This window comes from Patulibacter medicamentivorans (genome assembly GCF_000240225.1).
In the GTDB taxonomy this organism is placed as follows: Bacteria; Actinomycetota; Thermoleophilia; order Solirubrobacterales; family Solirubrobacteraceae; genus Patulibacter; species Patulibacter medicamentivorans.
Window position 1 is genome coordinate 13,135 of sequence record NZ_AGUD01000206.1, and the last position, 24,403, is coordinate 37,537.

The window sequence follows — 24,403 nt, forward strand, 5'->3', positions numbered from 1 at the left end:
TTCGACCTCAAACAGGAGTAGCACCATGCCGCATCCCGCTGCCGCCGAGCCCCTCAGCAGCGAGGTCTCGCCGATCGAGAAGGCCCGGGCCTCGGCCAGGATCCTCAGCCGCCTCGCCAGCACCAGCGGCCACGTCGCCCGCGAGCGGCTGCTCCCCCGGCCCGTCCGGACCGCCGCCGACATCCCGGTCTCCGCCGAGGAGATCACCGCCGACTGGCTGACGGCCGTCCTCTGCGACAGGCATGCCGACGCGCGGGTCCTCTCGTTCGAGATCCCGGGCGGCAGCACGGGAACCTCGACCCGGCACGGCCTGCGCCTGACCTACAACGACGCCGGCGTCGCCGCCAGTCTGCCGACCGAGCTCTACACCAAGACCACGTCGAGCGTCACGCAGCGCCTGATCCAGGGCCTGGCCGGCATCATCGAGGGCGAGATCGACTTCTTCAACAAGGTCCGCCCGCGGATCGACATCGAGACGCCCCATGGGTACCACTCGGCCGTCGATCGTCGGTCCTGGCGATCGATCTCGGTGCTCGAGAACATCTCGGTAACCCGCGGCGCGACGTTCCTGCACTCGAACGTCCACTTCGACCGCAAGGCGATCGAGGACCTCCTGTCGGACCTCGCGACCCTGCACGGGACGATGTGGGAAGACCCGGAGGTCACGCGCAGCGACAGCTGGATGCCGACCCCGCACGACCTCCTGATGAGCATCAAGACGTCGATCAACATGCGCAAGCGCTCGGTCATCGGCGCCGACCGCGCGAAGGCGGTCGTGCCCACGTCGCTGCGGGAGCAGGCCGACGACCTGTGGTTCGCCTTCGAGCGGTCGATGGCCCAGGCGACCCTCGGTCCCCGTACGTTCCTGCACGGTGACGCCCACGTCGGCAACACCTACCGGACGAGCGAGGGCCGCACCGGCTACACGGACTGGCAGATGGTCCGCCGCGGGTCCTGGGCGTTCGACGTGGCGCTGTCGATGACGACCGTCCTCGACGTCGAGGACCGCCGCGCGTGGGAGCGGGACCTCCTGGGCTTCTACCTGGAGCGCCTCGCGAAGGCGGGCGGCGAGCCGCCGGAGCTCGAGGCGGCGTGGGACCTCTACCGCGCCCAGGCCCTCTACCCCTACCACTCGTGGACCTACACGATCGGACGCGGCCCGCTGCAGCCGAAGATGCAGCCCGACGAGCTCTGCCTCCCGATCATCGAGCGGTCCGCCGCCGCGATCATCGACCACGGGTCGATCGCGGCGGTGTCGTGACGGACGCGCCCGCCGGGGACGCCCGCCGCGAAACCGAGACCGCGGCCCGCGCCGCGGTCAGGAAGCGGCGGGCCCCGACGCGGCGACCCGTTCGGCCCCCTCCTCGTCGCCGGCGGCGCGGATCGCGCCCGCCAGCGCGACCACGAGCTGATCGGCGAGCGTCTCGAGATCGGGCGCTCCCAGCTCGGCGCGCGCGAGGATCGCGGCCGAGGCGAACGAGAGCCAGCCCGTGACCGCGATCCTGAGCGCCGCGGGAGCCTGATCGACCTGCGGATGGTGCAGTTCCCCCACGATCAGCCGAACGGTCTGGGCGCGAACCGCTGCGACGAGGTCCCCGATCCCGTGACGACTCCCAGCCGACGCGACGCACCGGAACGCGTCCCGCCGCTCCTCGGCCCAGCGCACGTACTCGAGGACGCTGCGTCGGGCCGCATCGCTCGGAGGCAGGTTCAGGAACGGGAGCAGGCGCTCCCCGAGCTCGTCGAGCGCCTCGGCCAGACCGGCGCTCAACAGCGCGTCCGCGGTCGGGAAGCACGTCCGCACGAGGGACACCGGGGCCCCCGATGCCGTCGCCACGCGATCGAGCGTCAACCCGTCGGCGCCGACGGCCGGGAAGATCTCGGTCGCGACGCGAATCAGGTGCTGGCGGCGCTCGTGGGCGGTCAGCTCCAGGAGCTCGACGGCGCGGGAGCCCTCGCCCGGCTCTGAGACGGACACCGGGCGATGATATTCGGCCCCGCACGCCCCACGTCGTCGAGTCGGGCGTCAGCCCAGTCGCCGCTGGCGGTCGCGTGCCCCCACCAGCCGCGTCACGCGCCGCACCAGCCGCGCCGTCCGGGGGCCGTACGGGTACCAGACCAGCTCGCGCCGAGGGGCGATGCGGCTGACGGTGACGGCCTGCCGGCGGCAGTACTTGAGGACCCCGGCGGCGCCGCCGCTGCGGGCGCCGAGGCCGGAGGTCTTCCAGCCGCCGTGCGGGAGCGGGAGCGCGAAGAGGTTGGCGTAGACGTCGTTGACGTTGACCCCGCCGACCTCGAGCCGCTGGGCGATCTGCAGCCCGCGGTCGCGGTCGCGGGTCCAGACCGTGGCCGAGAGCCCGTAGGGGGAGTCGTTGGCCAGCTCGATCGCCTCGTCGGCGTCGGCGACCGCCATGATCGGGACGAGCGGGCCGAAGCTCTCCTCGCGCATGCAGTCCATGCCGTGGTCGACGTCGACCAGGACGGTCGGCGGGAAGAACCGCCCGGCCCCGTCGACCCGCCGGCCACCGGTCAGGGCCCGCGCCCCGCGACGCAGCGCGTCGTCGACGTGCGCGGCGACGATCTCGATCTGCGGGTCGGTCATCATCGGCCCCAGGTCGCGGCCGGCACCGCCGTCGTCGGCTCCCTGGCGCAGCGCCTCGACCCGCTCGACGACGCGAGCGACGAACGCGTCGTGGACCGGCGCCTCGACGTAGATCCGCTCGACCGACACGCACGCCTGCCCGCTGTTGAACAGCGCGCCCCAGACCGCGGCGTTGGCCGCCCGGTCCAGATCGGCGTCGGCGAGGACGATCATCGGATCGTTGCCGCCCAGCTCGAGGCCGACGGGGATCAGCCGCTCGGCCGCGCGCCGAGCGACCAGCCGGCCGGTGCGAGTGGAGCCGGTGAACTGGACGACGTCGGCGTGGTCGACGACCGCCTCGCCGGTCGCGGCGTCGCCGATCACGACCTCCCAGACCGGCGGCAAGCCGAGCTCGCCCCGCCACGCGGCGACGACCCGGCGAACCGCCAGCGGGTTGACCTCGGAGGGCTTGAGCAGCACCGCGCAGCCAGCGACGAGCGCCGGCACGGCGTCGAGCAGGACCACCGCCAGCGGGAAGTTCCAGGGGGCGATCACCCCCGCCACCGGATGCGGCCTGGCGAACAGGTGCAGGCGCTTGGAGCGCGTCAGCAACCCGTGCGGCGCGGGCGTCTGCGGCGCGAGGAAGGCGGCGGCGTTGTCGGCGTAGTAGTTGATGATGTCGACGCCGGTCATCAGCTCCAGCAGCGCCTCCTGGTGGGGCTTGCCGGTCTCGCGCTGGTACAGGTCGAGCAGCTCGTCCTCGTGGTCCAACAGCCAGTCGCGCAGGCGCCGCAGCGCCTGGGCACGGCCTGCCGGTCCGCGTCGCTCCCAGTCCGGCTGGGCGGCCCGCAGGCGCTCCGCGGCTGCCGCGACCTCGAGTGGGCTGGTCACCGCCATCCGGGCCAGGGTCGTGCCGTCGGTCGGCGACGCGACCACGATCTCGGCTACCGCACTGCTGGCGGCGGCGGTCACGAGCGGCCCTCGGTCGAGCCCGCGCGATCGCCGCTGCCAGCCCGTGCGGTCGCGTAGTCCGGAGCGCGGCCGGCCAGGAACGCCGAGACGCCCTCGCGATGCTCGGGGCCCTGGATCAGCATCGCCTGGTGGCGGTTCTCGACGTCCATCATCGCGCGCATCGACGGGATCTCGAGGGCGTTCCAGACCGCTTCCTTGGTGACCCTGGTGGCGAACGCCGGCCCGTCCGCCAGCCGCCCGGCCAGGTCGATCGCGGTCTCCAGCAGCTCGTCGGGCCGGATGGCGTCGGCCAGCAGCCCGAAGGCCAGCGCCTCGTCGGCGTCGAAGCGGCGACCGGTCAGCATCAGCTCCTGGGCGCGCCCGAGGCCGATCATCCGTGGCAGCAGCCAGCCGACGCCCATGTCTGCCGCCGACAGGCCGACCCGCTGCCCCGCGGCGGCGAAGTAGGCCTCGGTCGAGGCCAGGCGGATGTCGCTGGCGCAGGTGAGCGAGAGGCCGCCGCCGACCGCCGGGCCGTTGACGGCGGCGACGACCGGCTGCGGGAGCCGCCGCAGCTTGGGGACCAGGTCCGCGCTGTGGCGCTGGTAGTCCCAGAAGGCGCTGACGTCGCCGCTGCGAGCACCGTCGAGGAGCCGGCCGAACTCCTCCATGTCGCCGCCCGCGCAGAAGGCGCGTCCGGCCCCCGTCAGCACGACCGCCCGGCACTCCTGGTCGACGGCGATCTCGTCGAGGGTCGCGTGGATCGCGGCGAAGAGCTCGCGGCTGAGGGCGTTGAGGGCGCTCGGGCGGTTGAGGGTGATCAGCGCCACGCCGGGTCGCGGTCGCGACCGCAGCACGACCGGCACCTCGCGGGCCGCTCCGTTGGCATCGGCGGGTCGATCGGGCACGTTCCCGGCCTCCCTCATCGCTCGGAGACGCCGGCGGGCGGCGCCGCCTCGTCGCCGTGGACACCGCTGACCGTCCGCGCCGCGCGAGCCTCGTAGGCGCCGCGCGACGCCGGGTCGATCGCCATCACGCCGTGCTCCATCCCGAGCGCTCGTTCGAGCCCTCGACGCGCTCGCGGCGGCATCGCGTTCATCGCGGCGAGCACGGCCCCGCCGCTCCGTGGCACGTGGACGTTCAGCCGTGGGCGCTCGAGCGTGGCGACAATCGCGTCGGCGACGTCCTCGGGCTCGATCGGCTCGAGCAGCTTCGGCGTCGGCAGGCCCTGGGACAGCTCGGTCCGGACGACCGCGGGCATCACGCAGCTGGCGTGGACCCGACTGTCGCGCAGCTCGTCGGCGAGCGACCCGGTGTAGCCGACGACGGCGTGCTTGCTGGCGCAGTACGTGCCGAGGCCCCCGAACGACGCCTTGCCGGCCTGCGACGCGACGTTGACGATGTGGCCGCGGTCGCGGGGCAGCATCCGCGCGAGGGCGAGCTTGCTGCCGAAGATCACGCCGTGGACGTTGATGTCGAGGATCCGCCGGGCAGTCGCGTCGGACTCGTCGAGCTGACGCGCGATCGGCATGATCCCGGCGTTGTTGATCAGCACGTCGAGCGGCCCCAGCCGCCGTTCGGCCTCGGTCAGGAAGGCGTCGAACGACGCCCGGTCGGTGACATCCAGCGCGATCGCGATCGTGCCGCCGCCGAGCGCGTCGGCGGCCTTCTGCGCGAGATCGGGATCGAGATCGCCGATCGCGACCCGCGCGCCCTTGCGGACGAGCGCGGCGGCCGTGGCGCGACCGATCCCGCGCGCCGCTCCGGTGATGGCGACGACGCGACCGTCGAGGGGAATGGGCGGTGCGGGCATGGTGCTCCTCGGTGTCATCGGCGGTACGGGGGCTCGCGCTGCAGGCGCGGGTAGGCGCCGGAGAACGGCACGGGTGCGCCGGCCGTTCCCGGCTTCGGATAGGCGTTGTGGCCGCGCTGGTCGATCACGGAGAGCCCGCCGGCCTTCACCAGCGCCTGGTAGGCGGCCTCCAGCTCGGGCGTGAGGACGCCGAAGACGCTCGACTTGCTGACCAGCGGCACGACGCGCGAGTAGTGGCCGAGCGCGTCGTAGATCTCGCTGCCGGCGCGGTTGGCGGCGATCACCCCGCCGAGGTCCCGCGCGTAGGGCGCCAGGTAGTCCTGCAGCGGGTTGAGCTCTCGCAGGACCGCCTCGAGCGGTTCGGCGGCGGCGGTCGCGGCGGTCGCGAACGGCCGCAGCTCGGTGACCAGCGGCGTCGCCTTCGCGGAGAAGGCCGCCAGCGCGTCGGTCGCGCGACGGGTCGCCGTCGCGGCCGGGCGCAGCCGCCGGACCGCCGGGACGAGCCGGTCGCTGGCGTCGGCGAGGTCGCCGATCACCGGGGTCGCCTGGTCGGCGAAGCGCCCGAGGCCGGTGGTCGTGGTGCGAGCCTGTCGCAGGAAGCCGGGCAGCTCGGCGAGGGTCGCGCGCAAGCGCTCGTCGCGCCCGGCGATCGCCTGCGCCAGCTGCCGGGCGCGGCGCGTCAGGACCACGACCGCGTCGCCGCGGTCGCCGATCGCCCGCGAGACCCGGCCGACGTCGTCGACGAGCGAGGCGACCTGGCGGCGGTCGGCGGCCAGCTGCTCGTTGACCGGCGTGCTCTGGCGGATCACCGCCGAGGTCGCCTCGAGGAACCGGTTGAGGTCCTCCCCGCGGCCGCGCAGACCGCCGCCGAGGCCGTCGAGCAGCCGCTGCAGCGAGCGGCGGCGCTTGCGGTCGAGGCTCGACAGGATCTCGTCCAGCTGCACGGCCTGCCCGGCGTGCTCCAGGGTCAGGGTCCCGCCGCTGGGCACGCGCCCCGCGGCCGGCGTCCCGGGATCGAGGGCGACGTAGTTCTCGCCGCTGAGCGTCTTGGCGCGGACCAGGACGCGGGCGTCGCGATAGGCGGGAGCGTGGTCGCGGTCCAGTTGCAGCAGCAGGACCGCGTTGTCGCCCCGTTCGGCGATCTTCGTGACCTCGCCGATCTTGACCCCGGCCTGGCGGACGTCGGCGTGGACGGCGAGCGCGACGGCGGTCGGCACGACGGCCTGGACGCGGTAGGGCTCGTCGAACGGGTCGACATCGCCACCGGCGAAGCGCCACATCAGCGCGAACACCGCGGCGCAGGCGAGCAGGAATCCCAGCAACGCCAGCGCCTGCAGGCGGAAGGTCGAGCGACGGGTCACTTTCGCGGCCCTCCGGCGGCGCAGTCGGGCTTGCTGGTCAGGCCGAGGTCGGGGATCAGCCCGGCGAGCGTGTTGGTCCCGACGATCGGGTCGCCGCGCAGCACCGCGCCCCGGACGCCGTAGAACTTGCCGACCGAGACCGTCCACTGGAAGAACTTCGAGACGGCCAGCTCGCACGGGACGATCGCCTTGGTGACCCGATCCAGGCGGGGAGCCTGGGGGCGCAGGCGAGCGATCCCGTCGGCCACGTCGGAGGTCAGCCGGGGCAGCGCCCGGGCAAGCGCGCTCAGCTGCGGCAGCGGGCGCCGCAGCGCGACGGCGGCCGTTCGCAGATCCGGCGAGAGCCGCTCGACGGCCCGCAGACCGCCCGGCAGCGCGCGAGCGGTCGGCCGCAACGCATGGATCGCCGCGTCGACGTCGTCGGCCGCCGCGCGAACGATCGCGAACGATCGCGGGAGTCGGAGCAGCGTCGGCGGGAGCTCCTCGATCAGCGCCGCGAGCGGGCGGTCGCTGGCGGCCAGCTCGCCGAGGACGCTGCTGCCGTGGCGTACCAAGGCGTCGACCTGATCGCCGCGGTCGGCGAGCTCCTCGCCGAGGGCGGCGAAGTTGCTGACCAGGCGCCGGGTCTGGCGGTCGCGGATCGCGGTCTCGCGCGTCAGCCGGCGCGCGGCCTCGAGAAACGGCGCCAACTCGCCGAGGGCCGCGCGGAAGTCGTCGCCGTGCTCGTCGAGTCCCCGTCCGAGGCCGTCGATCGCCTGGGCGACGCGTGGCCGCACGTCGGCGTCGAAGACGTCCAGCACAGCCCCGATCTGGACCGGGGTGCGCGTGCGCCCGGCGGCGAGCAGGCCGCCGTCCTGGAGCTTCCCGGCGCGCGGGCTGCCGCGGTCCTCGACGTTGAGGTACATGTCCTCGAGCGGGGTCTTCGGGCGCAGCCGAACCCGGGCGTCGCGGTAGAGCGGGGCGAATCGCGGCTGGATCCGCGCGGTCAGCACCGCCCGGCGACCGTCGAGCTGGACCTTGGAGACCTTGCCGACCACGACGCCGGAGATCCGGACCTCGTTCGATCCGGCGACCACGCCCTTGGCGTCGGCGACGGCGATCCGGATCTCGTAGCGGTCCTGCCCGGGCAGCGCGACCTGCAGCCGCACCAGCAGCAGGGCGATCGCGGCGATCCCGAGCAGCAATGCCGCGACGACGACCAGCAGCGGGCGGAACGCGCGCGCGGCCTCCAGGCGCAGGCGGTCGCGCGTGAGGCGGTCGCTCATCCGCTCGCGGACGCCGCTCATCGCTTCGCCTTCTCGCCGAGCAGGCCGCCCAGCAGCTGGTTGACCGCGTCGCAGCGCTTGAGCTGGCCTGGCGTCACGGCGGGACCGCAGGGCAGCATCACGGTGTCCCCCGTGGGCGTGATCGGGAAGTGGAAGAACCAGCCGTTGGCGTCGTAGTCGCCGGCGGCCGAGTCGAGGACCGAGAACAGCGGTCCGATCGCCTCGTAGTTGCGCAGCTTGGTGTCGTCGTCGCGGCGACGCAGCCACGGCAGCAGCTCGTCGTCCAGGCGCCGGACCGTGGGGTCGAGCGCGTCGATCAGCGGGACGCCCTCGCGGCTCATCGCGGCGAGGTTCCGCAGCGCCGGCGGCAGGTCGTGCAGGACCGGCGTCGCGGCGCGCAGCAGGCGGTCGGTCTCGCCTAGCGCCGGTCGCAGGACGCGGGTGGCAGGGGCGATCCGCCGGACGCCGGGCCGCAGGTCGGCGGCGAGCGGATCGAGCCGCCGCAGCGTGACGTCCAGGCGGGCCATCGTCCGCGCGGTCGCGTCGAGCGCCGGTGGCGTCAGCGCGACCGCCCGGCCGAGGGCGCGGCGGTGGTCGTCGGTGACCGCGAGCGTCCGGGCGCCGTCGCGGACGAGCCCCTCGAGCGCTCCACGATCCCGCGACAGCGACTCGAGCACGCGGCCGGTGGCGGAGATCAGCCGCGGGAGGTCGCCGTCGCGCTGGCCGCGCAGCGCTCGGGCGCCGCGACCGACGACCGCCAGCGACGGGCCGAGGACGTCGAGCGCGTGGCCGGCGACGGCCGGGTCCGCGAGGCCGCGTCGCAACCCCTTCAGGACCGATCGCTGCCCGCGCCGGACGTCCGGCTCGAGGATCTGGTTGAGGTCGTCCCAGTCGACCTGCGCCGATGTGCGGGCGAGCGGGATGACTGCGTCGCCGAGGGCGCTCGCCGACGGGGAGCCGGGATCGAGGTCGACGTAGCGGGTGCCGGCCAGCACGGTCCGCAGCCGGATCCGAGCGCCGGCGTCCCGCGCGACGTGGACGTGGCGATCGTCGATCTGCAGGACGACGATCGCGCTGCGTCCGTCGGGGCCGCGCTCGATCCTCTGGACCGTGCCGACCTGGACGCCGGCGATCCGGACCGGGGTGCGGCCCGCGACGAGCTGCTCGGCGGTCGCGAATCGGGCCCGCACGATCGTCCCGCTGCCGGCCCAGGGGCGCCAGCCGCCGAACGCCACGACCAGCAGCAGCACCAGCACCGCGATCGCTGCCAGTCCAGCACGGCGGGGACGGGGCCGGTGGGCGCCGGGGATCCAGTCGAGGCGCTCGCGCAGCCGCTGACCGGGAGCGCTCATCGCGAGCCTCCGGCGAGCGGGATGACGGGTCCGAGCGCGCACGGCTTGCCGTAGGCGCCGATCTTCGAGCGGTCGCCGATCGCGGGGAGGTCGCCGACGACCTGCTCGGCGGTGGCCTGGCTGGCGACGAGCGTGACTCGCAGGCCGTTCTGCGGCCCGATCGGATGCGGGCTCGGGATGCCGTAGGCGAGCATGCTGCGCCAGTTGCGGGCGAAGCCGAGCAGGTCGCAGTGGCGCCGCTCCAGCTCCGCGAACAGCGGCAGGCCGCCCCGCAGCGCCCGACCGACCGGGTCGATCAGCGGGTCGACGCGCCGGGTCAGCCCGACGGTCGGCGGCACGGCGTCGGCCGTCTGCCGCAGGAGCGTGTTGGCGGTGCGCAGGGCCGGTCGGCTGTCGCGCAGCAGCGCCGTCGTCGCGCGCAGCGCCGCCGGGGCCGGGACGGTCAGCCGCTGGACCGAGCGGGACAGGCGGGCGGTCTGGCGCAGCAGCGGATCGCTGCGGTGGAGGCCGTCGCGGACGGCGTCGAGCGCCGGGGGCGCTTGCTCGAGCGTGGCCTGGACGGCGGGACGGCGGTCGACGAAGGGCGCCACCGCCCGCGCCTGCGGCTGCCAGCCCCGTGTCAGGTCGTCGCGGACGGGATCGAAGGCGCCCGCGGCGGCGTCGAGCGAGGGTGCGAACCGCGCGGCGGCGCCGTCGTGGGCGTTGATCGCCGACGCGACCGCGGTCAGGTCGCCGAGCGCGCTCGGGAAGTCGGCGAGCGCGTCGTTGAGCTCCTCGCCGCGTCCGAGGAAGCCCGTGCCGAGCCCTCGGAGCGTCGCCTGCAGGTGTGCGCGGCGGGGCTGGTCGAGCGCCTCGAAGAGGTCGAACAGCTCGACGGTCGTGGACGTCCTGGCGGTCGGGATCGTCGCGCCGTCGCGCAGCGGAGCGCCGCGACGGGCCGGCCGCAGCTCGACGAACTTCGCGCCGAGCAGGCCCTTCAGGCGGACCCGCGCGGTGGTGCCTTCGCGCAGCGGGCGGACGTCGCCGTTCAGCTGCAGGCGCACGCGGGAGGCGCCGCCGTGGAGCGCGATCTCGGTGACCTGCCCGACGCGGCGCCCGGCGATCCGGATCTCGGCGTAGCGGCCGAGGTTGGCGGCGTTGGCGAAGTCGGCGGTCAGCTCGTAGTGGTCGCTGCCGGGGAGCCCGCGCTGCGCCGTCGCGCCGAGCACGAGCAGGCCGCCGATCGCGAGCAAGCAGGCCGCCGCGATCGCGTAGGACGCGCGGAGCGAGCGGCCCTGCGGGGCACGGCGAAGGGGACGACGGAGGCGGCTCATGGGTGCAGCAGCAGGTCGAGGAGCGAGGTGATCGGGTTGCCGGCGGGCCGATCCTCGGTGCCGGGGGGTGTGGCGGCACTGCCCGCGGGCGGCTTCCGGGGTGCCGGCGAGGTCGTCGGCGTCGGTGCCGCGTCGGGTCGGCGGTCGCTCGGTCGCGGTGCCGCCGCGGCGCTGCGGGAGCCGGTCGCCGGCGGGCGTGTCGCGCGGGCGCGTCCGGCCGTCGTGGGTCCCTGGACGTAGCGGTTGAGCAGGTCCAGCAGGTCGCCGCCGAGCTCGACGTTGACGCGGAAGACGTGGCCGGCCGGGTCGCGGTTCTGGATCGCTCGCGCCCAGCCCTGCATGACGCCGAGCGTGTCGGCGATCCCGAGGTCGAGGAGCTTGGTGACCGGCCGTAGGGCCGTCGAGAAGGTCCGCAGGTCGGCGCCGACCGGGGTCAGCCGCTGGACAACGGGCGTCGCCTCCGCTCCCAGCCGCTCGAGGCTCGGCGCGACCGATCGCGCGGTCCGCAGCGTCGGCCGCGCCGCGGCGCCGAACGACGGCAGCGCACGGAGCGTCTCGGTCAGCGGCGGAGCGGTCGCCTGCAGCCCGCGGGCGGCCGGCCGCAGCGGCTGGGCGGCGCGCTCCAGCTCGGTCAGCGACGCTCGCAGCTGGCGGATCGCCGCCGGCGCCCGGCGGACCGTCGCGCCGAGGCGCTCCCGCCGGCCGTCGAGGGTCGCCAGCGCGTCGCCGGCGGTGGCGACCAGCCGCCCCAGCTCCTGACGGCGCGGGACGGCGGAGGCGAGGATCCGGTCGCTGCGCCGCACCAGCGATCCGAGCGCGCGATTGTCGTGGCCCAGCCCGGCCACCAACTCGTGGGCGGCGTCGAGCGTGCGGGGCATCCGCTGCAGCGCGGCGGCGAGGTCGGCGCCGCGGCCGACGAGCGCATCGCCCTGGTTGACGAGGAACGCCGAGAGCGCGACGCGCGTGTCGGGGTCGAGGACCGAGAGCAGGTCGTCGAGGTCGCTCGGGGTGGCGGTGCGCGCGCGGACGATCTCGAAGCCGCTCGGCGCGGGGCGGGTCGCGTCGCCGGGCGTCAGGTCGACGTACTTCTCGCCCAGCAGGTTGCTCGACCGGATCGCCGCCCGCGCGTCACGACCGACTGGGGCGGCCGCGGCGTCGAGCTCCAGCAGCGCGACGCCGCGATCGTCGCGGTCGAGTTGCACGTCGACGACCTTGCCGACCGGCGCGCCGGCGATCTTGACGACGAAGTCCTTGCGCAGCCCGGCGGCGTCGTCCATCTGGACGCGCAGCCGGTACCCGTGGTCGCCAGAGGTCGCCAGCAGGCCGATCGCGATCGCGACGGCCACCGCCAACCCGGCGAGCGCGACGCGACGCAGCGCGCGGGCGCTCATCCGCCGCCCCCTCGCTCGGGGTCCTTGCTGGGGTCGAGCGCGTCGGGGCCCGCGCCGCACTCGGGCAGGAACCACGGCTGTCCCGCGTCGAGTCCCGGGGGGCGCGGCATCGCGTAGAAGACCCGGTCGCGGAAGACGCTGGTGATCGCGTTGGAGTCCAGGACCGTGCCGGCGGCCACCAGCGGCGGCAGCTGGGTCAGGTCGACCCGGCCGTACCCGCCCTGGGCGTCGACGCCGGAGAAGCCGGTCCAGGTCGACGCCATGCCGGCGATCTCGGGCCCGTACGGCCGCAGGCAGGCGGCCATCGGCGCCAGCTGGTCGAGCGTGGTGGCGAGCCGCGGCAGGAACGGCGTGCCCGCGCGCAGCAGCCGCTCGACGCCCGGCGCGGTCGCGGTCCCGACGTCCAGCGTCGAGGTCGCGAGCGGCGCGACGTCGAGCAGCGTCCCGGTCGTCCGCTCGACCGCCGGGGCGACGTCGCGCAGGGCCCGCGCGCCGGGACCGAGGTCGGCGACGAGCGCGCGCAGGCCGACCAGGCTGTGGTCGAGGGTGCCGAGCGTCCGCCGGCCGACGCTCAGCGTCGGCGGCAGCCGGTCCAGCGCCGCCCGCTGGGCGGCGGCGCGGGCGCCGAGCTCGTCGAAGGTCCCCGCCGCCCGTCGCAGCAGTGCGCGCAGGGCCGTGTCCTGGCGTCGCAGCGCGCCCGACGTCCGTGCCCCGGCGTGCACGAGCAGCCGTAGCGCCGCGGGGTCGCTGCCGAGGTCGGTGACCAAGTCGGCGTACCCGTCGAGCCCGCGCGAGCCCTGCCGCAGGGCGCGGGCCAGGGACGGCCCGCGCCCGTCGACCGTGTCGGCGGCCTCGTCCAGGACGCCGCGCAGGTTGCGGCGCGTCGCCGCGTCGAAGCCGTTGAAGATCTGGTCGAACTCGACCGGCGTCACGGTCGCGGAGGTTCCGAGCACGCCACCCGTCGGCAGCGTCGGACCCGCCGACGGGCCGGGACGCAGCTCGACGAAGCGGGCGGCGTAGCCGCTGACCGAGCCGTAGCGCAGGCGCGCGGTCGTTCCGCGGTGCAGCGGCCAGTCCGCGGCGTCGATCTCGAGGTCGACCACGGCGTCGCCGTCGACCTCGCGGACCGCTCCGACCCGCCCGACCTTGCGCCCGGCGACGCGGACCTCCTGGCCGGGTACCACCTGAACCGCCTCCTGGAACGCGGCGCGCAGCGTGCGACCGTGGTCCTCCCGGCCGCGCAACAGCAGCGCCGCCGCCGCGATCACGGCGAGCGCGAGCAGGGCGATCGCGCCGGCCCGGAGCGCGAGCGGTCGGCTGTCGGCGGGCTGCATCCCTAGCCCCCGAAGCTGATCCCGTAGTTGCCGCTCCAGAAGATCGTCGAGAGCGCCCCGCCGATCACGTGGATCAGCACCAGGTTGACGATCATCGAGCGGGCGGTGGCGTTGCCGACGCCGACCGGGCCGCCGCGGGCGCGGTAGCCGTAGTACATGCCGACGAGCGCGATCGCGGTCGCGATCACGATCGTCTTGATGAACGAGTAGAGCGTGTCGGGCGTCGTCCAGGTGGCGAGCAGCAGCGACTCGAACTGCCCGCGGGAGACCGCGCCGAACTGGACCAGCACCGCCAGGGCGCTGCCGAGCGCGCCGAACAGGATCGCGATCGCGTAGATCGCCGGCACCGTCAGCCAGACCGCGAGCAGCCGGGTCGCGACGATGTAGCGCATCGGATCGATGCCGACCGACTCGAGCCCGTCGATCTCCTCGTTGATCCGCATCGAGCCGATCTCGGCGACCAGCCCGCAGCCGACCTTGGCGGCGAACAGGTAGCCGAACATGTACGGCCACATCTCGCGCAGGCCGCAGATCGGCGGGTTGGTGCCGAGGAAGCTCTCGGCGCCGATGCTGCGCAGCAGGTAGACGCCGAAGAGGCCGCACTCGCCGCCGATCACGGTCACCATGCCGACGATCACGAGCGTCGTGCCGAGGATCAGGAACGACGCTTGGCGGAGGATCTCGGCGAAGTAGCGCGAGGCGCCGGCGGCGCTGACCAGCGCGCGGCCGGCGAAGCCGACCATGTCGCCGGCTTCGTCGACCAGCTTCGCTCCCGGGATCCGACGGCGCTTCCCGTGCTGGGCCGAGGTCGCCACCCGGCTCACCGGATGTCCTGGGCCGACGGCAGTGCGGCCTGGTAGGTCGCGTTGAAGGCGTAGTTGAAGACGAAGATCGCGATGAACGCGATCACGACGGCCTGGTTGACGGCGCGGCCGACGCCCTCGCTGCCGCCGCTGGCGTTCATGCCCTTGTGCGCGCAGACGATCCCGATGATGAAGCCGAAGACCGTGGTCTTGACGACGTTCGCGATCAGGTCCGGGAGCGTGAACCCGGCCTGGAAGCTGGCTAGGAATCCGCCGGTCGTGCCGCCGAACGCGCCGACGGCAGCGAGCCCCGACAGGGTCGCCAGGACGAGCCCGACGATGTTCAGCGCCGGCGTGATGACCATCAGGGCCAGGACCCGCGGCGCGACGAGCGTGCGGACCGCGTCGACGCCGATAACGGCCAGCGCGTCGAGCTCCTCGCGCACGCGGCGGGCGCCGAGGTCGGCGCAGATCGCGGTCCCCGCGACGCCGGCGACCACCATCCCGGTGACGAACGGGACGAACTCCCGCAGCGACGCGACCGAGAACAGCGCGCCCATCCGGTCCGCGGCGCCGAGCTCCGACACGAACCCGCCGCCCTGGACCGCCACGGCGCCGAAGCCGAACGCGAACAGCGAGAGCATCGTCGGGATCAGCGTCCGCCGGACCAGCAGCCAACCCTGGGCGACCGCCTCGCCCCACCAGCCGAACGGCGGCGTGAACCAGCAGCGCACGGTCGCCGCGGCAAGGGCGGCCAGGTCGGCCAGCTCGACGGCGGCGGCCTGCCAGCGCCCGAGCGCGCGTGGTGGCGCCGGCTCGACCGCCACCGGGGGTGCCGCGACCCGAGGTGCCATCAGTCCATTCCCAGCGGCCCGCGGGGCTCGCCGGCCAGGAACTGGCGGACGAAGGGATCCGCGGAGCCGAACATGTCGCTGGCCTCGCCCGCTTGAACCGTCCGGCCCTTCCAGATCACGGCCAGGTACTCGCCGAGGGTCCGCGCCGCGGCGATGTTGTGGGTGATCACCACGTAGGCGCCGCCCTGCTCGGCGTGGATCTCCTGGATCAGCTCGCAGAGCAGCGCGGTGCGGATCGGGTCCAGCCCCGAGTCCGGTTCGTCGAAGAGCATGATCTCGGGCTCCAGCACCAGCGCGCGGGCGAAGCCGGCGCGCTTGCGCATGCCGCCGGACAGCTCGCTGGGGCGGCGCGTCGCAGCGCTGCCGAGACCGACCTGGTCGAGCCGGTGGCCGACGATCTCGGCGATCTCCGCCTCGCGCAGATCGGTGTGCTGACGCAGCGGGAAGGCGACGTTGTCGAAGATCGACATCGAGCCGAGCAGCGCGCCGTCCTGGAAGCAGACGCCGAAGTTCGTGCGCATCCGCAGCAGCTCGGACATCCGCATCCCGGGCACCGACCGGCCCTTGATCAGGACGTCGCCGCGGTCGGGGAAGGTCAGACCCATCAGGTGCTTGACCAGCACGCTCTTGCCGGTGCCGGACGGGCCGAGCAGCACGCTGACCATCCCGTCCGGGAAGCCGACGCTGAGGCCGTCGAGGATCTTGTTGCTGCCGAACGACTTGTGGACGTCACGACACTCGATCGCCCAGAACGGGTCGCCGGCGGCACGCTCGAACCGCAGCCCGTCGGCGCGGGCGTAGACGCCGGCGGCGTCGCTCATGCGTGGGATCCCCTCGGCACCGCAGCAGGCTCCCAGCGAGAGCCGTCGCCGGTCCTGGGAGCGGCCGCCAAACTTGCCCGGCCGGTCGTTGTTCACCGGTCACAAGTCGCTCGCGGATGCCCGGTCGTGGCATAGGCTGGCCGGCGGGAGGTGGTGATGGCCACGAAGTCCGCGGGTCCGGTGACGTCCGAGCAGGTGCTGGCGAAGCTGCGACGGCGTCAGCGCGCGCTCGTCGAGGCGTACATGCGCGAGCTGGTCCCCGGCTACGAGCGCCATCAGAAGCGGTTGCGCGACATGCACGAGGCCGGGGAGCTGACGATCAGCCTGCTCGTCCAGGCGCTCTCGGCCGGACGGCCAATCACGCGCTCCGAGCTGGACTTCGTCCGCTCCTACCTACGTCGCGCGCTGCTGAGGGGCGCCACGGAGGGCGAGCTCGTGCGCGCGGCGCAGCTGTGGCAGCGGGTTCTCTGGGACGCGCTGGAGGAGCTGGCCGGTCCCGATGGCGGGGCGCTGGTCGCGCGGCTCTCGCGGCCGTTGATCGACTACGTGGACGAGCTCAGCGACGCGGTCTCCGAGTCGGTCGAGGAGATCCAGGCGGCGCGGAAGCTGACGGCGCGCGAGGGCCGCAGCGAGCTGCTGGAGGACCTGCTCGCGGGACGCCCGGTCGCCGTCGGCGCCCGGCTCGGCGCGCTGCGCGCCTGCGGCCTGGCGGACGCGGACGTCCTGGTGCTGGTGGTCGCGGCCCGCCCGCTCCAGCCGTTCCCCGACCCGGCCGCGGCCGCCGTCGCGGCGGTCGCGCTCGCGCACGCTCCGGGCGACGCCGTCGAGCCGCTGTTCGCGGTCCGCGGCGACGAGGTCGTCGTGGTGCGGGCCACGCCTGACCCACCGCAGCGGCTGGTCGACGCGCTCACGACGGCCCACGAAGCCCTGACCAAGGATGGCATCGTCCTGGCGGTCGGCGTCAGCACCGTCCACGCAGGACGGGCGGGCGTCCCCGCCGCCTACGACGAGGCCTGCCTGGCCCGCGAGCGCGCGCCCACGACGGGCGGGTTGCTCGCGATCCCGGCCTTGCGTCCGCTGGAGTACCTGTTCCTGCGCGGAGCGGACGCCACCGCGTGGAGCCTGGTGCCGCCCGCGATCCGCGAGTTCGTCGAGCGCGACCTGGCCCAGGCCGGCCTGCTGGTCGAGACCCTGATGGCCTACCTGGCGTGCGACCTGAACGTGAAGGCGGCGGCCGAGCGGCTCCACGTCCACGCGAACACGGCGCACTACCGGCTGGCGAAGATCGAGGAGCTCACCGCCTGCGACCTGCGCGATCTCGACGACCTGCAGGAGCTGGCGATCGCCGTCCGGCTGGCGCGCCACCGCGCCGCCTGACGCGGTGCGCGCGCAGCCGGTGGCGCGTCAGGCGTAGAGGGCGTCGATCTGCGCTGCGTAGCGATCCGCGATCGGCTTGCGCTTGAGCTTCATCGTCGGCGTCAGCTCGGGGCCGCCGGGCTGCCACTCCTCGGCCAGCAGCGTCCAGCGCTTGACCTGCTCGACGCGGCTGAGCGTCGCGTTGGCCCGCTCGACGGCGTCCTGGATCAGCCGTAGGACGTCGGGATCGGCGGCGAGCACGGCCGGCGACCCGTCGGCCAGGTCGTGCTGCGTCGCGTAGGCCGCGGCAGCGTCGGGGTCGAGGACGAGCAGCGCCGTGTTGTAGGGCCGCCGATCGCCGATCGCGACCGCCTGGCCGATCAGCGGCGAGCGGGCCTTGATCGCGTTCTCGATGTTCGTCGGCGACATGTTCTTGCCGGCGGCGTTGACGATCAGCTCCTTCTTGCGGTCGACGATCCGCAGGTAGCCGTCGGCGTCGAGCCTGCCGACGTCGCCGGTCCGCAACCAGCCGTCGGGGTCGAGCGTCTCGGCGGTCTGGGCTGGCTGGCCGCGGTAGCCGACCATCAGCATCTCGCCGCGGATCAGGATCTCCCCATCGTCGGCCAGTTGGAGCTCGACGCCGGGACAGGGGCGGCCGACGGTGCCGATCCTCGTCTGGCCGGGCGCGTTGATCGAGATCACCGCCGAGCACTCGCTCATCCCGTAGCCCTCGAGGATCTCCAGCCCCAGGGCGGCGAAGAACTCGAGCACGTCGGCGCCGATCGGCGCCGATCCCGACACCAGCGCGTCGGCCGCGTCGAGTCCGAGCTTCGCCCGCAGCGCGGAGAACAGCAGCTGGTCGGCCCGCTCGTGGGCGGCGACCTGCCCAGCGTCGAGCTGCTCGCCGCGGGCGCGCGCCAGCCCGGCGGCGAGGCCGTCCGCGGCCAGCTGCCGCACGGCGGGGTCCTCGTGGCCCTGCAGCGTCGCCTCGAGCGCGGTCTTGAGCTTCTCCCAGATCCGGGGGACCGCGAGCCAGACCGAGGGCCGGACCTCGGGCAGCGCCGCCACCACCGTCTTCGGGTCCTCGACGCAGGTGATCGACGAGCCGAGCAGCACGGCGGGGTAGTGCGCGAAGAAGCGATCGGCCAGGTGAGCGTGCGGCAGGTACGAGATCAGGTGGCCCCGACGGGCCATCGCCGGGACCGCTGCGCTCGCCGCGCGCCAGGCCGCGATCAGGCTGCGATGGGTCAGCTGAACCCCCTTCGGCGGCCCGGTGGTGCCCGACGTGTAGATCAGGACGGCCAGGTCCTCGGGGGCCACCGCGCGCCACGAGGCGTCGAAGTCGAACCGCGGGTCGGCGGGCAGCTCGCCGAACGGCAGCACGCCGTCGCCGCCGTCGATCGAGACGACGGTCGTGACCTCCGGAGCGTCTCCGCGCGCGGCGAGCACCGGCGCCAGCAGCGCGCGCTCGGTGACGATCACGCGGCTCCCGGCGTTGCGCAGGACGTGCGCGATCTGCTCCGGGGGCGACGTGTTGTAGATCGAGAACGGCGTCGCGCCGAGGTGCAGGACCGCGAGGTCCAGGACGTGGAACTCGGGCCGGTTCGACAGCAGGTGCGCGACGGTGTCCCCGGGCCGGACTCCGAGGCCGGCCAGCGCCGCCGCCGTCTGCTCGACCCGCGCGCCGACCTCTGACCACGTCAGCGACGGTCCGCCGCTCCACCGCTGCAGCGCCGGGTCGTCGGGGTATGCCGCGACGGTTCGCTGGAACGCCTCGCAGAAGGTCCGCGGCCCCGCGCCCTGCCGTGCCTCCCCGTCGGTGGCGGCGTCTGGTGCGATCGACATGTCGATGTCCTTCTCCCTCTCCGGTCAATCGGCGGGGCGCCAGGCTCGCAGTCGCCGGGCGGGGCCGGCCTGGGGCCGGGGACCGAAGTCGCGGGGCCGTCGTTGGGGACCGCGCACAAGGCTGCCCTGCCGTCCTGGGTCCGCGCACGACGGCGATCTGTGGAGATCGCGGCCGAGCGCAGAGCCGCGCGGTGCTCATCCAGAACAGAGAATCGAACAGTCATGCAGCGAGCGTGGGGCTCACCGTCACGGCCCCGCCGACACTGCTCACGACGCGAACCCAATCCCGGCGCGGTCGAGCGCCCGCAGCCACGGGCCGCGGCGGCCAGTGCGATCCTCGCGGGCCAGCGCCCGCCGCGTCAGCTGGATCCCGGCTTCGGTCGTCGTCGGTCTTGCGGAAGTACAGGAACTGGTTGCCGGCGCTGGTCAGGCCGTGGTCGCCGTTCCAGCCGATCGCCGCCAGCTGGTCCCCGCCCAGCGGCTCGGTCACCAGCGCGTAGTCGTAGACCGGGATGAAGGTCCGGGATCATCGCTCGCGGACGATCGCGGGCTACGAGCTCTATCTGCTTGCAGCGCGCCGTCCGGCGCTGCGAGAGGGCGCCACCACGTGGCTCGCGGCGCGCTTGGCCCGCTCGCGAACGACCTCGATGCAACCGGCATGGCTACGATGAGCGCCACCCTCGACGGCTTCTTTCTCCATGCGCTGCTGGCGGACGAGCCGCCGACCGCTGCCGCCCTCGAGGCCGTGCTTCGCCGCGCGTTCGCGGCCGCGACGGGCTGACGAGCGGCGGCGCCCGGGGCCAGGCGACGCGATAGGCCAGGCGCCAGCGGAACGCCCAACCGTCTGAGCGTGCCACGTGCAACGCGGCAAGCGCAGACACGCGTCGACGCGCTATGCGTCCACGATCGCGGCGCACATGGCCCAGAGCTCGTCGGCGAGGCGGCTGGCAGCGGGCCGGCGCTTCAGGGTCAGGGCGCGGGCGATGACTTGGCGTGAGCCGCCCATGAGCATGGCGCCTGCGAGGTCGCAGTCCAGCGTGGCGGGAAGTTCGCCGTTGCGTTGGGCGGCGGCGAGGTTCGCCGCGGATGCCCGAGCGGCGCGGGCGAGCTCTTGAGCGTCGATGCGGGCGATCTGCGCGTCGGTCACGGCGCGAGTGACGAGCAGGGGCGCGAGGGGGTCAGCGTAGTGGAAGCGGACGGAGCGGCGGATGCGTTCGCGTTCGCGTTCGCGCCACGGCCCGGGGATTTCGGCGTAGATGACCTGCTCGTTGTGGCGAGCGTGGAAGGCCGTGACGACCGCGGCGAGCAGGTCGTCCTTAGCGGCGAAGTGGTGGTAGAGCCCGCCGACGGAGATGCCGGCGGCGGAGGCGACGCGGACGATGTCGATGCCGTCGTGAGCGATCAGATCCTGCTCGGCAGCCGCGAGGATCCGCTCCCGAGTGCGTAGGCCACGGCTGCTCATCGGGCATGACGATAGGCCGCTTGACAGACAAAACCAGGCCGCTGCCCACCAGCTCCCCGACCGCGCGCTCGACGCCGTCCCGCTCGGCGAAGTCGTCGGGATCACCAACCAGCTCGCGATACATCTCCTCGTCAGTCAGTCGCGCCGGGTGCAGATCCAGCAGATGCCGCAACACCCCGATCTGGATCTCCGCGTCGGGCAGCGGCGGGCCGTAGGTAGGCTCGTGATGCATGGGAGTTCACGCTCCTGTGCCAGCCCCGGGGACGTTCGCGCGTCGCCCGGGGCGCTTCGTATCGGTCAACGACCCACGCTAGGTGGCCCGCCCACCAGAGCCAAGGCCCTGCCCGAACGTGGCGCGTTGCCGCGGTTTGGGCCACGAAAAGGCCACGGGCCCCGAAACGTGGCGCCGTCGCGCTCATACTTGACGGGCCCGTAGGCAAGAGAAAAGGCCCCGCTTTGCAGGGCCTTCTCGGAGGTGGCGAGACCGGGACTCGAACCCGGGACACCACGATTTTCAGTCGTGTGCTCTACCAGCTGAGCTATCTCGCCGAGGCTGGACAGGGTACCGGGTGGCCGGCTGGGCTGGCGGCTGGTCGCGTCGGGGTCGGTGAAGCGGGCGTTCAGGTGGGGAGGCCGGCGGCCTCTTCGAGGGCCGCGAACGTGCCCGTGCGGCTGCCGCGCGCCCGGGCCGGGATGCCGCCATGCCGGCCCGGAGCGCGCGACACGCGCGCCGGACGGACTATCCGTCGCAGGGGTTGGGCAGCTTGGACAGGAACGGCAGCGGGTCGACGGCCCGGTCGCGGTTCGCGTCCCATGGGATCGGGCGCATCTCGAAGTGCAGGTGCGGCTCGTAGTCGCCGCCGGTGTTGCCGGCGTTGGCGACGCGCTGGCCGGGCGTCACCCGCTGGCCGGCCTTGACCAGGATCGACCCGGCCTTCAGGTGCAGGTAGCCGTACGCCATCCGGTCGTCGCCGTCGATCACCAGCGTCCAGCCCCCGCCGAAGTCGTCGTACCAGACGCGGCTGATCGTGCCCGCGGTCACGGCGACCACCGGCGGGAAGCCGTCGTAGGTGCCGATGTCCTGGCCGTTGTGCAGACGACCGCCGCTGCGGCCGGCGTGGAAGCGCTGGGCCTGCACCGAGCGGAAGTTGCAGCGGCCCTGGACCGGGAAGACGTAGCTCCCGGTCGCGGTCGGGGTCGCGGTCGGGACCGTCGCGGCGGTCTCTGCCGGCGTGGTCACGCGCAGGCCCCAGGCGACGGGGACGCCCTTACGACGCGCCCGCTGACCGGTGGCGTCCTTGACCACCAGCCGCAGCCGGTAGCTGCCCGGCTTGGCGGCGAGCCGGGCCGTGACGTGGCGTGCGACGTCGACGCCGGAGCGCACCGTCCCGAACGACTGGCGGAACAGCAGCTTGTGCGTGGCCCGGTCCTCGATCCGCAGCTGGACGCGAGCCGCGGTCGCGCGGCGGGCGTCGATCCGGACCTGGACCTGCGGGGCGGCGGCGCCCTTCTTCCAGGTCCGGGCCGTGAGGGCGAAGCGGGTGATCGTGGCCGGGACGCGGGCGGGCGCCTCGGGCGCGGTGCCGCCGGCGGAGCCCGAAGCGGGCGGGGCCGGCGGCGAGGTCGCGGCGTCCGGCGTGGTGCTGCCGGTGCGCAGCCCTCCGGAGCCGTCGGTCGCAGTCGACGCCGGCGTCCGCTCGTCGGCATGGGCAGCCGAGGGGCGGACGCCGGCGAGCGGCAGGGTCACGGCGGCAAGAAGGACCGCTGCCGTCTGCAGCACCGTGGTGCGATGCACCGCGATGCGTGGTTGAGCCCGCGACATGGCCCGGTGAGCCTGCCCGTTGGCGGACGGCCCACCGGCCCGTTGCAGGTTCGCTGGAGGATTCCGGGCCCCGGAGGCGACGGCGGCGCAGGTTCGGTGCAGGTTCGGGCGATCCTGCACGCAGGCTGCCGCCCTGCACGATCCGCTGCGGCGTACGGACGCCAGCCTGGGGGACCGTCCGGCGAAACGTTGGGGTGGATCTGCGGAGGGCTCCCCGTGGTGCCGATCGCTCCGGCCCCGCACCATGCGATGCCCCACCCCCTACGCCCCCTCGGTGCCCTTCATCCCAAGGAGCCAGCACCGTGCCACACCCCGCAGCGACCCAGATCGCCACCCACGTCCCCGACGCCTTCGTCTCTTCCAACCGCCGCAGCCGCGCCCGCCGCGGGTCACCCGGCGACCCCCGTCCGAGCCGGCCGCCGGGACTCGTCCTGGCCGTCGCGTCGCTCGGCGTCTTCATGGCGTTCGTCGACGCGACCGTCGTCAACATCGCCTTCCCCGACATCGAGCGCTCGTTCCCGACCACCGGCCTCGACGGCCTGCAGTGGGTCCTGAACGCCTACAACATCGTCTTCGCCGCGTTCCTGGTCGCCGCCGGCCGGCTCGCCGACCTGGCCGGCCGCAAGCGGTTCTTTCTGGCCGGCCTCGGCGTCTTCACGACCGCCTCGGTCGGCTGCGCGCTGGCGCCGTCGGTCGAGGCGCTGGTCGCCGCGCGCGTCGTCCAGGCGACCGGCGCGGCGATGCTCGTGCCGTCGTCGCTGGCGCTGGTGCTGCACGCCGTCCCGCTCCGGCGACGGGCGCGGGCGGTCGCGCTCTGGACCGCGTCGGCCGCCCTCGCCGCCGGCGTCGGCCCGACCCTCGGCGGGCTGCTCGTCTCGGCGTCCGACTGGCGACTGGTCTTCCTGGTCAACGTCCCGGTCGGCCTGCTCGCCTGGCTGTCGGCGTCGGTCGTCCTGCGCGAGAGCCGCGAGCACGGCCGCCGCGGGACCCCGGACCTGCTCGGCGCCCTGCTGCTCGCCGGCGCGCTCGCCGGCCTGGTGCTGGGGATCGTCCAGGGCGAGGCGTGGGGCTGGACCAGCCCCGCGGTGCTCTCGGCCTTCGCCGGCGCGCTGCTGCTGGGCGCGGCGTTCGCGCTCCGCACCAGCCGCCACCGCGACCCGCTGGTCGAGCTGGGGCTGCTGCGGATCCGCAACTTCTCGATCGCCAACGCGATGACGATCGTCGGCGCCGCCGGCTTCTACGCCTACACGCTCTGCAACGTGCTCTTCCTGACCTCGGTCTGGGGCTACTCGATCGTCGACGCCAGCCTGGCCCTGACCCCGGGCCCGCTGGTCGCCGTCGCGATCGCCAGCCCGACCAGCCGGATCGTCGACCGCTTCGGGCTGCGCGCGGTCGCGCTGCCGGGCGGCGTGCTCTGGTGCGGCGGCCTGCTGTGGCTGATCGAGCGGGTCGAGGCGACGCCGGACTTCGTCGGGGTCTGGCTGCCGGCGATGGTCCTGCTCGGTCTCGGCGCCGGGACGCTGTTCCCGAACGTCAGCGGCGCCGCGGTCGTCGCCGCTCCCGGATCGCGGTTCGCGACCGCCACGGCCCTCAACGCGGTCGCCCGCCAGCTCGGCGCGGCGGTCGGGGTGGCGATCGTCGTCGCGATCGTCGGCACCCCGCGACCCGAGCAGGCGCTGCGCGCCTTCGACCACGGCTGGGCGTTCGCCGCGATCTGCCTCGGCGTCGGGGCGCTCGGCTGCCTGGCCGTCGGTCAGGTCCGGGGGGCGCGAGCTCCGGCCCCGCGGGTGTCGCCGCTGGCCTCGGCCAGGATCGGGGCCAGCGCGCGGCGCGAGTCGACGCCGAGCTTGCGGTAGGCGTTGCGCAGGTGGCCCTCGACCGTCTTCGTGGCGACGAAGAGGTCCTGGGCGATCTGGAGGTTCGTCTGGCCGGCGGCGGCGCGCTCGGCGACCCGCCGCTCGGCCGGGGTCAGCGCGCTCGTCCCGCGACCCCCCGGCGCGCCGGGTCGGGCGCCGGCGGCGACCAGCTCCTCGCGCGTGCGGGCGGCCAGCACGGTCGCGCCGCAGTGATCGGCCTCGG

General features: G+C 74.3%; 21 protein-coding genes, 1 tRNA gene and 1 pseudogene. 4 read left to right on the forward strand and 19 right to left on the reverse strand.

Translation table 11 applies throughout. The annotated features are described in order from the left end of the window. The first annotated feature begins 25 nt into the window (after positions 1–25). A complete protein-coding gene (locus tag PAI11_RS13155; RefSeq protein WP_007575484.1) occupies positions 26–1,261 on the forward strand; it encodes a phosphotransferase in 1,236 nt (411 codons plus the stop codon). Between the two features lie 57 nt (positions 1,262–1,318). Here PAI11_RS13155 and PAI11_RS13160 read toward each other — a convergent pair whose 3' ends face one another. From PAI11_RS13160 to PAI11_RS13220, 13 genes are read right to left on the reverse strand one after another with little or no spacing between them, the layout of a single operon-like run. Beyond that, positions 1,319–1,978 carry a TetR/AcrR family transcriptional regulator gene (locus PAI11_RS13160; RefSeq protein ID WP_007575487.1) on the reverse strand — a complete coding sequence of 220 codons (660 nt, stop codon included), beginning with the start codon at positions 1,976–1,978 and terminating at the stop codon, positions 1,319–1,321. Positions 1,979–2,026: 48 nt separating this feature from the next. Continuing rightward, complete coding sequence (locus PAI11_RS13165; protein WP_007575489.1) at positions 2,027–3,553, reverse strand: aldehyde dehydrogenase family protein; 1,527 nt, start codon at positions 3,551–3,553, stop codon at positions 2,027–2,029. Further along, the gene (locus PAI11_RS13170) at positions 3,550–4,440 is read right to left on the reverse strand and encodes an enoyl-CoA hydratase/isomerase family protein (RefSeq protein WP_007575492.1); all 891 of its coding nucleotides are present in this window, start codon (positions 4,438–4,440) and stop codon (positions 3,550–3,552) included. The genes PAI11_RS13165 and PAI11_RS13170 overlap by 4 nt, the downstream gene beginning before the upstream one ends. Before the next feature lie 14 nt (positions 4,441–4,454). Next, positions 4,455–5,345, reverse strand: coding sequence for an SDR family oxidoreductase (locus tag PAI11_RS13175; protein WP_007575494.1), 891 nt, complete (start codon positions 5,343–5,345; stop codon positions 4,455–4,457). Positions 5,346–5,359: 14 nt separating this feature from the next. Then, positions 5,360–6,706 carry an MlaD family protein gene (locus tag PAI11_RS13180; protein ID WP_007575496.1) on the reverse strand — a complete coding sequence of 449 codons (1,347 nt, stop codon included), beginning with the start codon at positions 6,704–6,706 and terminating at the stop codon, positions 5,360–5,362. Beyond that, positions 6,703–7,992, reverse strand: a complete 1,290-nt coding sequence (locus PAI11_RS13185; protein ID WP_007575498.1) for an MlaD family protein — start codon at positions 7,990–7,992, stop codon at positions 6,703–6,705. The genes PAI11_RS13180 and PAI11_RS13185 overlap by 4 nt, the downstream gene beginning before the upstream one ends. Continuing rightward, positions 7,989–9,323 carry an MlaD family protein gene (locus PAI11_RS13190; RefSeq protein WP_007575500.1) on the reverse strand — a complete coding sequence of 445 codons (1,335 nt, stop codon included), beginning with the start codon at positions 9,321–9,323 and terminating at the stop codon, positions 7,989–7,991. Before PAI11_RS13190 ends, PAI11_RS13185 begins: the two co-directional genes overlap by 4 nt. After that, positions 9,320–10,636, reverse strand: a complete 1,317-nt coding sequence (locus PAI11_RS24430) for an MlaD family protein (RefSeq protein WP_050897236.1) — start codon at positions 10,634–10,636, stop codon at positions 9,320–9,322. The genes PAI11_RS13190 and PAI11_RS24430 overlap by 4 nt, the downstream gene beginning before the upstream one ends. Then, on the reverse strand, positions 10,633–12,027 hold the full coding sequence (locus PAI11_RS13200) for an MlaD family protein (protein ID WP_007575506.1): 1,395 nt from the start codon (positions 12,025–12,027) through the stop codon (positions 10,633–10,635). Before PAI11_RS13200 ends, PAI11_RS24430 begins: the two co-directional genes overlap by 4 nt. Next, entirely contained in the window at positions 12,024–13,361 is a 1,338-nt protein-coding gene (locus tag PAI11_RS13205) for an MlaD family protein (protein ID WP_007575508.1), read from the reverse strand. The genes PAI11_RS13200 and PAI11_RS13205 overlap by 4 nt, the downstream gene beginning before the upstream one ends. A gap of 2 nt (positions 13,362–13,363) precedes the next feature. Beyond that, a complete protein-coding gene (locus PAI11_RS13210; protein ID WP_244406543.1) occupies positions 13,364–14,185 on the reverse strand; it encodes an MlaE family ABC transporter permease in 822 nt (273 codons plus the stop codon). Further along, a complete protein-coding gene (locus PAI11_RS13215) occupies positions 14,182–15,018 on the reverse strand; it encodes an ABC transporter permease (RefSeq protein WP_040600200.1) in 837 nt (278 codons plus the stop codon). The genes PAI11_RS13210 and PAI11_RS13215 overlap by 4 nt, the downstream gene beginning before the upstream one ends. Further along, entirely contained in the window at positions 15,018–15,839 is an 822-nt protein-coding gene (locus PAI11_RS13220; protein WP_007575514.1) for an ABC transporter ATP-binding protein, read from the reverse strand. The genes PAI11_RS13215 and PAI11_RS13220 overlap by 1 nt, the downstream gene beginning before the upstream one ends. 156 nt (positions 15,840–15,995) lie before the next feature. Here PAI11_RS13220 and PAI11_RS13225 point away from each other — a divergent pair, with 156 nt between their 5' ends. Further along, a complete protein-coding gene (locus tag PAI11_RS13225; RefSeq protein WP_138974298.1) occupies positions 15,996–17,216 on the forward strand; it encodes a PucR family transcriptional regulator in 1,221 nt (406 codons plus the stop codon). A 27-nt stretch (positions 17,217–17,243) separates the two neighbouring features. Here PAI11_RS13225 and PAI11_RS13230 read toward each other — a convergent pair whose 3' ends face one another. Further along, the gene (locus PAI11_RS13230) at positions 17,244–19,040 is read right to left on the reverse strand and encodes an AMP-dependent synthetase/ligase (RefSeq protein ID WP_007575518.1); all 1,797 of its coding nucleotides are present in this window, start codon (positions 19,038–19,040) and stop codon (positions 17,244–17,246) included. Positions 19,041–19,416: 376 nt separating this feature from the next. Further along, positions 19,417–19,554: pseudogene (locus PAI11_RS28485) on the reverse strand (FAD-dependent oxidoreductase); the annotation flags it as partial. Here PAI11_RS28485 and PAI11_RS28490 point away from each other — a divergent pair. Beyond that, positions 19,553–19,711 carry a hypothetical protein gene (locus PAI11_RS28490; protein WP_425280474.1) on the forward strand — a complete coding sequence of 53 codons (159 nt, stop codon included), beginning with the start codon at positions 19,553–19,555 and terminating at the stop codon, positions 19,709–19,711. The pseudogene PAI11_RS28485 and the gene PAI11_RS28490 sit on opposite strands and share 2 nt — an antisense overlap. A gap of 221 nt (positions 19,712–19,932) precedes the next feature. Here PAI11_RS28490 and PAI11_RS13240 read toward each other — a convergent pair whose 3' ends face one another. The 3 genes from PAI11_RS13240 to PAI11_RS13250 form a co-directional block, all read right to left on the reverse strand. Beyond that, on the reverse strand, positions 19,933–20,502 hold the full coding sequence (locus PAI11_RS13240) for a TetR/AcrR family transcriptional regulator (protein WP_040600202.1): 570 nt from the start codon (positions 20,500–20,502) through the stop codon (positions 19,933–19,935). A gap of 476 nt (positions 20,503–20,978) precedes the next feature. Then, positions 20,979–21,051: transfer RNA gene (locus PAI11_RS13245), tRNA-Phe, on the reverse strand. A gap of 190 nt (positions 21,052–21,241) precedes the next feature. After that, a complete protein-coding gene (locus PAI11_RS13250) occupies positions 21,242–22,297 on the reverse strand; it encodes a M23 family metallopeptidase (RefSeq protein WP_170320727.1) in 1,056 nt (351 codons plus the stop codon). 329 nt (positions 22,298–22,626) lie between these two features. Between PAI11_RS13250 and PAI11_RS13255 the strand changes: the two genes are divergently transcribed. Next, the gene (locus tag PAI11_RS13255) at positions 22,627–24,180 is read left to right on the forward strand and encodes an MFS transporter (RefSeq protein WP_050897237.1); all 1,554 of its coding nucleotides are present in this window, start codon (positions 22,627–22,629) and stop codon (positions 24,178–24,180) included. Here the strand turns inward: PAI11_RS13255 and PAI11_RS13260 are convergent. After that, positions 24,078–24,403 (reverse strand): LuxR family transcriptional regulator (locus PAI11_RS13260; protein ID WP_040600204.1); only part of this gene is annotated, 326 nt, incomplete at its 5' end. The two genes, PAI11_RS13255 and PAI11_RS13260, sit on opposite strands and share 103 nt — an antisense overlap.

Coding starts and splice junctions, on each gene's coding strand:
- PAI11_RS13155 (WP_007575484.1), top strand. CDS start 26: ATGCCGCATCCCGCTGCCGCCGAGCCCCTCAGCAGCGAGGTCTCGCCG.
- PAI11_RS13175 (WP_007575494.1), bottom strand. CDS start 5,345: ATGCCCGCACCGCCCATTCCCCTCGACGGTCGCGTCGTCGCCATCACC.
- PAI11_RS13185 (WP_007575498.1), bottom strand. CDS start 7,992: ATGAGCGGCGTCCGCGAGCGGATGAGCGACCGCCTCACGCGCGACCGC.
- PAI11_RS13190 (WP_007575500.1), bottom strand. CDS start 9,323: ATGAGCGCTCCCGGTCAGCGGCTGCGCGAGCGCCTCGACTGGATCCCC.
- PAI11_RS24430 (WP_050897236.1), bottom strand. CDS start 10,636: ATGAGCCGCCTCCGTCGTCCCCTTCGCCGTGCCCCGCAGGGCCGCTCG.
- PAI11_RS13200 (WP_007575506.1), bottom strand. CDS start 12,027: ATGAGCGCCCGCGCGCTGCGTCGCGTCGCGCTCGCCGGGTTGGCGGTG.
- PAI11_RS13205 (WP_007575508.1), bottom strand. CDS start 13,361: ATGCAGCCCGCCGACAGCCGACCGCTCGCGCTCCGGGCCGGCGCGATC.
- PAI11_RS13215 (WP_040600200.1), bottom strand. CDS start 15,018: ATGGCACCTCGGGTCGCGGCACCCCCGGTGGCGGTCGAGCCGGCGCCA.
- PAI11_RS13220 (WP_007575514.1), bottom strand. CDS start 15,839: ATGAGCGACGCCGCCGGCGTCTACGCCCGCGCCGACGGGCTGCGGTTC.
- PAI11_RS13225 (WP_138974298.1), top strand. CDS start 15,996: ATGGCCACGAAGTCCGCGGGTCCGGTGACGTCCGAGCAGGTGCTGGCG.
- PAI11_RS13230 (WP_007575518.1), bottom strand. CDS start 19,040: ATGTCGATCGCACCAGACGCCGCCACCGACGGGGAGGCACGGCAGGGC.
- PAI11_RS28490 (WP_425280474.1), top strand. CDS start 19,553: ATGAAGGTCCGGGATCATCGCTCGCGGACGATCGCGGGCTACGAGCTC.
- PAI11_RS13240 (WP_040600202.1), bottom strand. CDS start 20,502: ATGAGCAGCCGTGGCCTACGCACTCGGGAGCGGATCCTCGCGGCTGCC.